The sequence below is a fragment of the Vibrio sp. 10N.286.46.A8 genome (assembly GCF_041470165.1).
Lineage (GTDB): Bacteria > Pseudomonadota > Gammaproteobacteria > Enterobacterales > Vibrionaceae > Vibrio > Vibrio tasmaniensis_A.
Map to the genome: position 1 here is coordinate 21,365 of NZ_JBFRLX010000093.1, position 12,058 is coordinate 33,422.

General features: G+C 43.6%; 11 protein-coding genes. All 11 read right to left on the bottom strand.

The genetic code is table 11. The annotated features are described in order from the left end of the window. Positions 1-12: 12 nt before the first annotated feature. On the bottom strand, positions 13-1,278 hold the full coding sequence (gene ectB, locus AB4232_RS10700; RefSeq protein ID WP_372087089.1) for a diaminobutyrate--2-oxoglutarate transaminase: 1,266 nt from the start codon (positions 1,276-1,278) through the stop codon (positions 13-15). A gap of 35 nt (positions 1,279-1,313) precedes the next feature. Further along, positions 1,314-1,847 (bottom strand): diaminobutyrate acetyltransferase, encoded by a 534-nt coding sequence (ectA, locus tag AB4232_RS10705; RefSeq protein WP_009845971.1) that lies wholly within the window; start codon positions 1,845-1,847, stop codon positions 1,314-1,316. 468 nt (positions 1,848-2,315) lie between these two features. Continuing rightward, positions 2,316-2,576, bottom strand: a complete 261-nt coding sequence (locus tag AB4232_RS10710; RefSeq protein WP_372087090.1) for a DUF5062 family protein — start codon at positions 2,574-2,576, stop codon at positions 2,316-2,318. A gap of 232 nt (positions 2,577-2,808) precedes the next feature. Further along, a complete protein-coding gene (locus tag AB4232_RS10715; RefSeq protein WP_012600074.1) occupies positions 2,809-3,465 on the bottom strand; it encodes a Qnr family pentapeptide repeat protein in 657 nt (218 codons plus the stop codon). Between the two features lie 443 nt (positions 3,466-3,908). Beyond that, the gene (locus AB4232_RS10720; protein WP_009845974.1) at positions 3,909-4,391 is read right to left on the bottom strand and encodes a MarR family winged helix-turn-helix transcriptional regulator; all 483 of its coding nucleotides are present in this window, start codon (positions 4,389-4,391) and stop codon (positions 3,909-3,911) included. Between the two features lie 363 nt (positions 4,392-4,754). Beyond that, positions 4,755-5,969, bottom strand: a complete 1,215-nt coding sequence (gene choV / locus AB4232_RS10725; RefSeq protein ID WP_009845975.1) for a choline ABC transporter ATP-binding protein — start codon at positions 5,967-5,969, stop codon at positions 4,755-4,757. 2 nt (positions 5,970-5,971) lie between these two features. Beyond that, positions 5,972-6,814 carry a choline ABC transporter permease subunit gene (choW, locus tag AB4232_RS10730; protein ID WP_009845976.1) on the bottom strand — a complete coding sequence of 281 codons (843 nt, stop codon included), beginning with the start codon at positions 6,812-6,814 and terminating at the stop codon, positions 5,972-5,974. A 95-nt stretch (positions 6,815-6,909) separates the two neighbouring features. After that, positions 6,910-7,881 carry a choline ABC transporter substrate-binding protein gene (locus tag AB4232_RS10735; RefSeq protein WP_372087091.1) on the bottom strand — a complete coding sequence of 324 codons (972 nt, stop codon included), beginning with the start codon at positions 7,879-7,881 and terminating at the stop codon, positions 6,910-6,912. 157 nt (positions 7,882-8,038) lie between these two features. Beyond that, positions 8,039-9,751, bottom strand: coding sequence for a choline dehydrogenase (gene betA / locus AB4232_RS10740; protein ID WP_372087092.1), 1,713 nt, complete (start codon positions 9,749-9,751; stop codon positions 8,039-8,041). A 72-nt stretch (positions 9,752-9,823) separates the two neighbouring features. Then, positions 9,824-11,284 carry a betaine-aldehyde dehydrogenase gene (gene betB, locus AB4232_RS10745; protein WP_372087093.1) on the bottom strand — a complete coding sequence of 487 codons (1,461 nt, stop codon included), beginning with the start codon at positions 11,282-11,284 and terminating at the stop codon, positions 9,824-9,826. Positions 11,285-11,400: 116 nt separating this feature from the next. Then, positions 11,401-12,003: a transcriptional regulator BetI gene (gene betI / locus AB4232_RS10750; protein ID WP_012600068.1), complete on the bottom strand. Its 603-nt coding sequence runs from the start codon at positions 12,001-12,003 to the stop codon at positions 11,401-11,403. Positions 12,004-12,058: the final 55 nt, after the last annotated feature.

Below are 12,058 nucleotides of genomic sequence, written 5' to 3' on the forward strand. Positions count from 1 at the left end.
TTGCTGTCCCTATTACGATACTTTTTTGAAATACTTAGTTGCTACAATTTCTACTGAATCTTCGAAGATGGTTAAACCTTGCATCAGTTCCGATTCAGATATCGTCAGTGGGCAAAAGAACTTAACTATTTCATCGTTAGGGCCAGCTGTTTCAATGACCATACCGTTTTCAAAACACGTTTTGGCAATTTCGTCAGCCGTGTTTCCATCTTTACATTCAATGCCAATCATCATTCCACGTCCCTTGCGTTGAACGAATAGCTCTGGGAAACGCTTGATATTGCGTTGAATGACATCATCGACCATGCTTGAGCTACGTTGAATATGATTTTCAAAATCATCATTTGACCAATACATTTCTAACGCTTTCGTAGCGGTAACGAACGCATGGTTATTACCACGGAAGGTGCCGTTGTGTTCTCCCGGCTGCCATTTGTCTAATTCAGGCTTTAATAAAACGACGGCCATCGGTAAGCCATAACCACTTATCGACTTAGACAGCGTGACTATATCTGGCTTGATACCTGATGGTTCAAAGCTAAAGAACGTACCCGTTCGACCACAACCCGCTTGGATATCATCGACAATGACTAAGATATCGTGAGCTTTACAAATTTTATTCAAACGCTGTAGCCACTCATTTGAAGCGACATTCAATCCACCTTCACCTTGAACCGTTTCCAATAAGACGGCTGCTGGCTTATCCATACCGGCAGAATTATCAGCTAACATCGTTTCGAACAATTTTAATCCATCAATGCCAGCGTAACCCTCAAATGGCAAACGCGTAACGTTGTTTAGGTTTGAACCCGCGCCTTGTCTATGATGTTGGTTACCCGTAGCAGCCAGTGCACCTGCAGTACAACCATGAAAACCATTGGTAAACGCTACAATGCTGCTTCGGCCTTTCACTTTTTTAGCCAATTTAATCGCGGCTTCAACGGCATTGGTTCCTGTTGGGCCTGTAAATTGAACTTTATAATTGAGATCTCTTGGTTCTAGAATTAAGCGAGTAAGCGCTTCTAAGAATTCAGCTTTGGCTTCTGAATGCATATCTAAACCGTGCGTAATCCCATCCATTTCAATGTAATCAAGCAAGGCTTGCTTAAGTATTGGATTGTTGTGACCGTAATTGAGAGATCCTGCTCCAGCAAGAAAATCGATGTAACGATCACCTTGTTTCGTTTCAAGCCAGCAACCTTTTGATTTACTAAAAGTAACTGGAAAACTATTCGAGTATGAACGTACGTTAGATTCCTGCTTTTTAAAAATATCCATGATAATGCCGTTATTTAATTCCTATAAGTGTTTGATTATTTAAGGAGGATTCGATAGAGGTATTCGGTATCGTGCTGCCCGTTAAAGTGAAGATTTTCATCTAAGAAAGTAGTCACTTTCCCGGTGTTACCGTTTTTTTCGTCCAGCTTTTTGAACAATGCCCAAGACGCTTGGTTTGATTCAGTGATAGTCGTTTCTATCGCTTCAATGCTCTTTAGGCCCTCTCGTTTAAGTAAGGTGTTCAGCATCTTGTAGGCTAAAGCATTGCCTCTAAACTTAGGCGCCACCGCCACTTGCCAAATAAAGAGAACATTGGGCTCACTGGGTTTTTGGTAACTAGAAATAAAGCCAGCAAGGTCACCTTCATGCTCCACTAAAATACAAGTTTTACTAAAGTGAGTAGACTGCAAGAAATTGCAATATGAAGAGTTAGTATCTAATGGGGGGCACTCTGAAATTAATTGATAAATGTTGTTGCCATCCGAAACTTCTGGCTCACGGAAATTCCATTTTTCAATCATCTTTTCTACAACCTCTGGATACAATATCCAAGGCGCTGACGTAATCATACCGAGACATTTCCTTTGAACTCTAATTAAATTCCTTTTAATTATGAGCATTTCCCATACACAAAGATCAACACATTAGCGCTAAAAATCAAATTTTAGCGACGCATATCACACTTATGCAAGTATTGCATGTATTAAACAATACTTTGAGTTCTAATGTATTTATTAGGTCGGTATAAAATTGAGTGTCTTGAAGGGAATAGACGAAAGGAAATCGTTAGTGCAATTCATAAAATACAGCGTTCAAGTGCCTGAATAGGAAGGATAGGAATCAGCAAAAATATCGACGACTCCAATACTGAATAAGGTAAACAGTGACGCTCTAAAAAGAGATGGCTTAGGCTCTAATATTGAAACGCAGATACCTAAAACAAAAAACCTAGCGTGAGATAGCTAGGTTTTTCAAGTAAACATAAATTGGCTATAAATCAAAAGAAACAAATTCGAATCACTTGAGTTAATCGCGAATTACTTCAGGGGATCATTATCAGGCAGAGCCTTGTGTATCCATAATGCTAAACGCTTCTTAATATTCGCGCCATCAAGCTTACTTTCAGGTAAAGGCGTGATCTGATTAACTCCAACAAGAAACAAGTACACAGCCTTAACTTTTATAGGTTGAGATGAGAGTGGCAAATCAAAGCCTTGTAACTTTGCCATTTTAGAACCGACTTCCAGAGCTTTCTTGAGCAATTTATCTTCATTAATGATCTTCGCGGTTTTCGACATATCATCTCCATCATCTTAATCGAATAAACACTGAGTATATCAAACCGAAAGACTCACAAGATTACTTCGCTCTCAGTTTGAGGAGTCGCTTTGATAAATTTCAGGTTACGGACTCCAAATACGGAAAAGCCCAAAGTTATTAACTTTGGGCTTTTCTTCTAACTACTGTGGTTAATTACGACCGAGTGATACGACAACCGAGTTTTACAGCGTGATATGCAGAATTGGAAAATCAATCAGGCATCACAACAATACCCATGGTTTCAAGCAACTGCTCTTGTTGCCAAGCGACAATTTTAATCCCTGTCGTATCCACTTTGCGAGGGTCTAACCCTTCTAATTCCGCATGACACAAGTTAGCCCCCTGCATACTGAATTGCCCCCATACATCTTCGGAGAACACGCCTCGGCTGAGATCAGACTCTTTCAGTGACGCACCGCCAAGGTAAGTCCCTATCCAGCGGTTTTCAAACAACTCACACTTTTCCAAGCAGGCCTGCTCCAAGTTGGCGTATGACAGGTTACAGCCCGTAATATACGCAGAGCAAAAGTACATCCTATTACTTACTTGATTGGCAAAGTTAGCACGAGTAAAATTCGCTCCTTTTAAATCGCATTCACGCAGCTCAATCCCATAGCAATTCGCATTACTAAAGTTCGCCATCGCCAACTGGCAATTCTGGAAACTTGCGTCTCGTAAATCGGCAATATCAAAGTGGCATCCCTCAATATCGCCTTGTTCAATAAACTTACAGTTAATAAACGTTGCATCACGTAAGTTCGAACGTCTGAAATCACAACGGATAAACGTACAGGCCGTAAATGTAAGCTCTGATAGATCTTGCTGAGCAAAACTGTGCTGATGATAAGTGCTGTTATTGGTGTCCATTTAGCCCCCTAAAGAAATCAAGCTAAGACTACCATTGTGATCTTAAGAAAACATCAAATTAAAAACCAACAAAAACAGCAACTTAAAATACCCTAATTTGGCCATTTTAAGGCGCCAAACGAGCCATTTAAGGTTGTTGTTTTCGTTTTATGGCATGCGCTTATCTTGAAAAAAGTTTAGTCGCTTAGAAGTGGGGGGAGATTAGACACAACGAGAAGATCATCATATGTCAGCATAAACTTGATGCCATAGCCTATATAGATACCTTCGCTTGATACTTAGTCTTTCGAAAACCTTAGCTTATATCGATAGGCTAAAACTAAAAGATGATTTTTATTAGTAAAGTCAGAAAAATTGGGAGGCCAAGATCAAAAAATGGCCGCTTGATGCGACCATTTTATAACTCTTTAAACTTTTTCTTAGCTAGACAATTTAAAACTACGTTAGCTCTTGACTACGTTTGCAATGCCTTCAAGCTGTAGAACTGGGGCTGCGTCGATGTCTTCGGCGTTCATCATTGCAGACACACGTTGCATCGAAGAAAGCAGTAGGCTTTGCTCCCATGCTTCTAAATTTTGGAATTTTTTAACAAAGTTATCTTGTAGCGGTGGTGGCGCATTGTTAAGTAGCTCTTGACCTTTTTCAGTCAGATTTGCGTGTACTTTGCGGCGATCTGACGAGCTGCGAACACGTTGTACGTAGCCGTTCAATTCCAAGCGATCGATGATCGTCGTTGTCGTCGCTTGACTCACATTAGTTTGATTAGACAATTCTTTGATCGTCACATTACCCATCTCTTGGATTGCGCGCATTAAAATCAATTGAGGGCCCGTCAAACCATACTCTTTACTCAGCTTTTTCGAGTGTAAATCGATAGCGCGAATAATTTGGCGAATAGCGACCAAGATTTCGTCATGTTTATCCAAGATGCAGACCTTTGTACTAATATACTGTGAGTGACTTTACAGTGTCGCGGCGATGAGATTTTCCAAACGGAACAGCTTAGGATCGCTCGAATTACACTGTAAATTGATAATTTACTTCATTGATTTTTCCGCATTGTACTGATGTTAATACTATTCTCAATCTTTTCTATACCACTAAACTTGCGTGGTACGGCAGTTTTGCTTAATGAAGGGGGAATCAAAGCTTCAATGAAGACAAAAATAATGAGTCAGAGAATATAAACTCAAAGAATAATATATTTTAATAATCATAGAGGTAGAGAGATTTAACCCTCTCCACCCAATAAAAAACCAGCCTCAATAGCTAAGCTGAAAAACGAAATTTTACGCAGCGGTATTCATCTGAAAGTTACCAGTAAGCGCATTATAAAATTCACTGTTATCCAAAATACCGACCAGTTTATTGTCTTCCACTAGCAAAATCGGGTGATTACTTAGCTGTTTCAGTTTAATCGCATCGCGCATGCCAATCTCTGGACTTGCCACTACAACACTCGACGCGCTGATTGCCGTTAAATCGTCGGATTCGTTCCACTCAACAAGCGCTAAAGTCGATTCACCTTTTACAGACAAAGTACCTTCACTCTGCTCAATCCATAAGTCTTTAGAGTCACAGATCTTCCAACTTTCATCTTCTTGTTTCAAAGAATCCAGTGGCTGCATCAACGAACGACCTTTCAATACGTTCAACGGGTTAGTGTGTGCGACAAAATCTTTCACATATTCCGTTTTTGGTGTGAGTACGATCTCTTCAGGCTTACCATGTTGAATCAATTTACCTGACTCCATGATCGCAATGTTATTACCAATCTTCAGCGCTTCGTCTAAATCATGACTCACGAACAGAATCGTTTTGTTAAGCTTGTTTTGCAATAGAATTAGCTCATCTTGCAACTGTGCACGAATCAGCGGATCAAGCGCTGAAAACGGTTCATCCATAAGAAGAATGTCGGTATCCATCGCAAAGGCACGCGCTAGGCCAACACGTTGCTGCATACCGCCCGATAGTTCATGCGGATACTTGGTTTCCCACTCTGCCAAACCCACCATTTCAAGTTGTTCACGCGCTTTAGCACGACGAACATCTTTAGCTACACCTTGCATTTCAAGACCAAACGCCACGTTATCTAACACGTTTAACCAAGGCATTAGGGCAAACTTTTGGAACACCATAGAAACGCGGTGAGTACGAAGGTGGCGCAGAGTCGCTTCGTCGCACTGTTCACCTAAATCAACCAGCTTGTCTCCATCTTTGATCGCCAATGAGCCACGGCTGATCTCATTCAAGCCATTAACTGCGCGAAGCAAAGATGATTTACCAGAACCAGACAAACCCATCAGCACACAAATCTCGCCTTCTTCAACGGTCAGCGACACATTATCTACGCCAACGACTTGGCCAGTTTCATCAATGATCTCTTGGCGAGTTTTACCTTGATCGAGCAGCTCAAGCGCTTGCTTCGGCTTATCACCAAACACAACATCGAGGTTCTTAATGGTAATCGCGTCCATTGTCTTTTTTTCCTGAGAGTTAGACATGATTAAGCTTCCTTCTGGTTTGGTGTTTTGCACAAGCGATCAAGAATGATAGCGACTAACACAATCGCCAGCCCGGCTTCAAAACCTTGTGAGATGTTCACTGTGTTCAATGCGCGAACAACAGGTTTACCAAGCCCGTCAGCACCGACAAGAGCAGCGATAACCACCATCGAAAGCGACAACATAATACATTGAGTTACACCCGCCATAATGCTTGGTAAGGCAGCCGGTAATTCCACTTTCATCAGCAATTTCATGCGGCTTGCACCAAACGCTTTACCCGCTTCAATCAACTCTTCAGGCACTTTGGTGACGCCTAAATAGGTCAAACGAATTGGCGCGGCAATGGCGAAGATAATGGTCGAGATTAAGCCAGGAACGATGCCCAAGCCGAATAAAACCAAAGTCGGAATCAGATACACAAACGTCGGAACCGTCTGCATTAAATCAAGAATGGGTCTAAGCACCGTATACAACCAAGGGCGATGCGCGGCCATAATGCCAACTGGAACGCCAATTAATACGGAAATCGTTGTCGCTGCAAACACGAGGACAAAGGTTTCCAGCATTTCTTGCCAGTAGCCAAGGTTTAAAATAGTCAGCAAAGCTGCAACCACGAAAATCACAAGCGAGGGTTTACGGTGTAAATACCATGCAATCGCCGCAGTCATCACGATTGGTAAAGCCGGTGGCATCCACTTAAATACATCGACTAAAAACATAATGACGGTTTCTAGAAAAATCGAAATAGCGTCAAAGAATCCTGCTGCATTGATTGTTAGCCAATCAACACCCGCTTCCATCCATTGACCAACAGGGATTTTGTTTTCCGTAATAAAATTCACAATATTGCCTTTTATTATGGGTGGGCTACTTCAAACCAATCGATAAATTGGCAAGCCCACCTTTATTATTTATGTAGCTGTTGAGATAGGTAGAACTAAGCTTTAACTTGCTTTAGGTATTCAGTAACGGCTTGAGTCGCTGATTCACCTTTATGCGTTTTTACGTTGTCTAACCAAGCTTCAACTTGTTGAGGGTTCTTGTTCAACCATTGTTGAGCTGCTTTTTCTGGCTTCACTTTTTGGTTAAGAATCTCTTCCATCAACTGGTTTTCCATCTCAAGAGTGAATTCTAGGTTTTGTAGAAGTTGACCGACGTTTGCACACTCAGACAGGTAGTTTGAACGAACGTTGGTGTAAACATTCGCGCCGCCGTAGTTAGGGCCGAAGAAGTCGTCACCACCTGATAGGTATTCCATCTCAACATTGCTGTTCATTGGGTGCGGAGCCCAACCAAGGTAAACAATCCACTGGCTACGACGAGCAGCGCGAGATACTTGCGATACCATGCCCGCTTCACTTGATTCAACTAAGCTGAAATCTTTCAAGCCAAAAGCGTCTGAGTCGATCATTGACTGGATTAGACGGTTGCCATCGTTGCCCGGCTCAATACCGTAGATGCGGTCTTTAAATTTGTCGGCATTTTTTGCAAGGTCAGCGAAGGTTTTTACGCCTGCGTCATAGACGTATTTAGGAACAGCAAGCGTGTATTTTGCGCCTTCAAGGTTGGCACGCACAGTGTCAACCGTTCCTGCTTCGCGGTACTTCGCGATATCGCCTTCCATTGTTGGCATCCAGTTACCTAGGAATACGTCAATATCGCCGTTCGCCATTGAAGAGTAAGTAACCGGTACTGAAAGTAGGTCAGTTTTGGTTTTGTAGCCTAGGCCTTTCAGTAGCTCAGAAGTAACAGCCGTTGTCGCAGTAATGTCTGTCCAACCAACATCAGCGAAGCGTACGTTTTCACATTGTTGTGGTTCGATAGAAGCGTTAGCACCAAATGCAAATGAACTGATGGCTAGTGCTGTTAACGTTTTTGTTGTCACTTTCTGAATATTTAGAGTCGTCATAATGGTTCCTTTTTATCTTTCCTTTTGCTGCTCGATATCAACACTGATAGAGAGCAGTTCTTCTGACTTTTGACTAATTAGTTTTGTTATTTTTTGCTTGTTACTTGTTGTTTTTATTCTTTGCTGCTTTTCCTATTTTTTGTCCAATAACAGAGACTTACGCTTCTCGTACTGGCTTATTGATTCTTTGTGTCTCTTCCCATTCTGGGGCTATCCATACCGGAACGTTTTGCTCTTTTAGAACGGGCTTGCCCAGAATCAGATCCGAGGCGCGCTCAGCCACCATAATAGTGGGTGCGTTAAGGTTGCCGTTTGGAATAACAGGGAAAACAGACGAGTCGACAACACGCAGACTATCAATGCCGCGAACACGACACTCTTCATCAAGTACCGCCATTGGGTCATCATCAGCGCCCATTTTGCAGCCACAAGAAGGGTGATAAGCACTTTCAACGTTCTGCTTAACCCATTCGTCAATTGCTTCATCGGAGGTAATGCTTAGACCCGGCTGAATCTCTTCACCACGGTAAACATCCATCGCAGGTTGCGACAAAATCTCACGCGTCAGACGAATACAATCGCGCCAATCTTGGCGATCTTGTTCGGTCGAGATGTAGTTGAAAATGATCTCTGGCTTGGCATGTGGGTCAGCAGAAGTGATCGCTACCGTACCACGACTTTCTGGCTTATTAGGCCCAACATGAACTTGGAAACCGTGACTATCAAAGGCCGCTTGTCCGTCGTAACGCATCGCTGCTGGCAGGAAGTGGTATTGAATGTTTGGCCACTTCAATCCTTTGCGAGAGCGAATAAACGCACACGATTCAAAGTGGTTAGTAGCACCCAAACCTTTGCGAGTCAGAATCCATTCCGCGCCAATCATGCCTTTGCTGACTAAGCCCAACTTGCTGTTGAGCGTGATAGGTTCGTTACAGTGATATTGGAAGTACACTTCTAGGTGATCTTGAAGATTTTCACCGACGCCACTGAGTTCGTGTTTAAGCTCAACACCGGCCTTTTCAAGCACGGCTTTCGGGCCGATACCAGAAAGCTGAAGCAGTTGAACAGAACCGATAGAGCCCGCAGAAGAGATCACTTCTTTGTTCGCCACAGCCACTTGGGTATTACCTGACTTTTCAAACTCGACACCAACGGCTTTCAAGCCTGATTGGCCTGTTGAGTTTTGTGCTTCAAGTAAGAAACGACGTGCCACGATGCCTTTTTTCAAGGTAAGGTTTGAACGCTTCAATGCACGACGTAGATAAGCATTAGAGGTTGAGGCTCTAACACCCTTATCTACCGTCATGTGCATGGTGCCGAAGCCTTCCTGCTGGTAGCCGTTGTAGTCTTGAGTTTCTGGGTAACCGGCATCTTTACCTGCATCAATGAATGCTTGGTAAAGTGGGTTGAGCTCCATATCGTTACCGTTACAAGTGCCGACTGGGCCATTGTCGCCACGATATTCGTCACCACCTTTATTCCATGATTCAGCACGGCGGAAGTAAGGCAAGCAAGCTTGGTAATTCCAACCAGCAGCGCCTTCTTCTTCCCATTGGTCAAAGTCACAAGCGTGGCCACGAACGTAAACCATGCCGTTGATCGATGAGCTGCCACCTAACACCTTGCCACGTGGACAATGCAGTTCACGTCCATCAAGGCCCGGTTCTTGCTGGGTCTCAAATTGCCAAGCGTACTTTTCAGTATTCATCGGGTAAGAAAGCGCAGTCGGCATTTGGATAAAAATACTCTTATCCGTACCACCCGCTTCCAATAATAAAACGCTATGTTCACCGCTTTCCGTTAGCCTATCCGCTAACACACAGCCGGCCGAACCCGCGCCGACGATAATATAATCGTAGCGTTGTTCCATGTTTTGATTTCCCTGAGATGAGTCAGTAGGGCTAGCTCTGTTAAGCTAACCCATAAAATTGAGTGTTACGTGTTAGGCATAAGGGCTGGCGTAGTCGCCAAGTTCAATAAGAATGCTCTTAGTCTGCGTATAGTGGAGTAGAGTCTCTGGCCCGTTTTCGCGGCCAACCCCTGAAAGTTTGTAGCCACCAACAGGCATTTCTGCTGGTGAGTCACCCCACGTATTAACCCAACAAATGCCCGCCTGCATTTGGTGAATAACCCGGTGAGCGCGAGAAAGGTTTTGCGTGAATACGCCAGCAGCGAGGCCGTATTGAGTATCGTTAGCACGACGAATCACATCGTCTTCGTCCGTAAACTTCAACACTGACATTACAGGGCCGAAGATCTCTTGTTGAACGTGAGGCATGTCGTCATGGCAATCTGTGAATACCGTAGGAATAACAAAGTTGCCGTTTGCTAAGCCGTTGTCCGTCACTTGATAACCGCCAGTCAGCAATGTAGCGCCAGACTGTTTAGCCAGTTCAATTGCTTCAAGGACTTTTGAAAGGTGTTCTTTAGAAATCAACGCGCCGATCTGAGTCTCCATATCCATCGGGTTACCAATGATGAGCTTTTCAGTGCGTGTTTTAAGTTGATCGATGAAATCATTATAGATACTTTCATGAACGTAAACGCGAGTACCGTTAGTACACACTTCGCCTTGGGTGTAGAAATTAGCGACCATTGAAGCCGACACCGCATCGTCCAATTTCGCATCATCAAAGATGATCATTGGTGATTTACCGCCGAGCTCCATCGTTACAGACTTGAGTGTTTTAGCACTGTCTGACATTACCGCTTTACCCGTACCAGTTTCACCTGTGAAAGACACTTTAGCGATGTCGGGGTGAGCCGTGAGCATTTGGCCGACACGGTAATCGCCCTGAACTACGTTAAACACGCCATCAGGAAGGCCAGCTTCTGTGAAGATTTCAGCAAGCTTAAGTGCCGTTAGCGGCGTTTCTTCTGAAGGCTTGAAAATCATCGCGTTACCAGCGGCCAATGCCGGAGCCGATTTCCACATTGCGATTTGGATAGGGTAGTTCCACGCGCCAATACCCGCACAGATACCTAGTGGTTCGCGGCGAGTGTAGAAAAATTGAGATTCACTAAGAGGTTGTTGATCGCCTTGCAGCGTAGGTGCTAGCCCTGCGAAATACTCAATAACGTCGGCGCCAGAAGCCACATCGACTTCGATCGCTTCTTGTAACGGCTTGCCCGTATCGACAACCTCAAGGTTCGCAAGGTCATTATTTCGAGCTCTAAGTATCTCTACCGCCTTTAAAAGAATGCGGCTGCGTTCTACGGCTGTCATTGCTGACCATACCGCAAACCCGCGCTTCGCCGATTCAATCGCATTTTCAACGTCAGCTGAAGAAGCTTGGCCAAGCGTTGCGATAGGTTCGCCGTTTGCAGGGTTGATGCTGACGAAAGTTTCGCCTGAGGTAGCGTCAACCGCTTTACCATCGATGTATAACGAGTTCATTTCCATTTGATCTTCTGACTTAATTATTGTTGTTAGACTCTATCGGTCTATGTATTTGTGAATGCATATCGTTGTTGAGAGCGAGCCTTTTGAGCTCACTCACTAGAATTTTTGATGAATCATTAATCGCGCTGACACGAGTAAAACGTAAGCTGCTTGTCTAAGTAGTCATTGATGATTGCACGAGCTTTATCAGCGTTAATGCCTTCAGGATTGAGCGTCCCTCTCAGCCAGATGCCATCAATTAATGATGCGATGCCGTGTGCGATCAATTCCGCTTGATCAGGTTGAAAAATTGATTTTAATTCAATAAGTAAGTGAGAAATCAAACGCTTTTCATTCACGCGCTGAAGACGCTTGAGTTGAGCGTCATGCATCGAATAAGACCAGAATGCGAGCCATGTTTTCGACACTTTATTTTCCGCTTGATAGCCTTCGAAATTACCGTTGATGATAGCGTTGATCCTTTGCTGGTGAGCATCAGCAGGGAGCGCTTTTAATTCTGTTGTTACGGTATTCGAAAGTTGACGCAGTATTTCTCGCATGGTCTCTTCGAGCAGCCCATGTTTTCCACCAAAATAGTGATTAATAATGCCAGTGGAGACTCCCGCTTCTTTGCTGATCAACGCAATACTCGCGGCATGTAAACCTACTCTATCAATCACCGTCATGGTGGCTTGGACAAGCTGTGGTTTACGTATGTCAGGCATCCCAACCTTGGGCATTTCTTAGTCCTTCTATTTTATATTGAACGTTCAGTTAAGTATAAAATGACAGAAA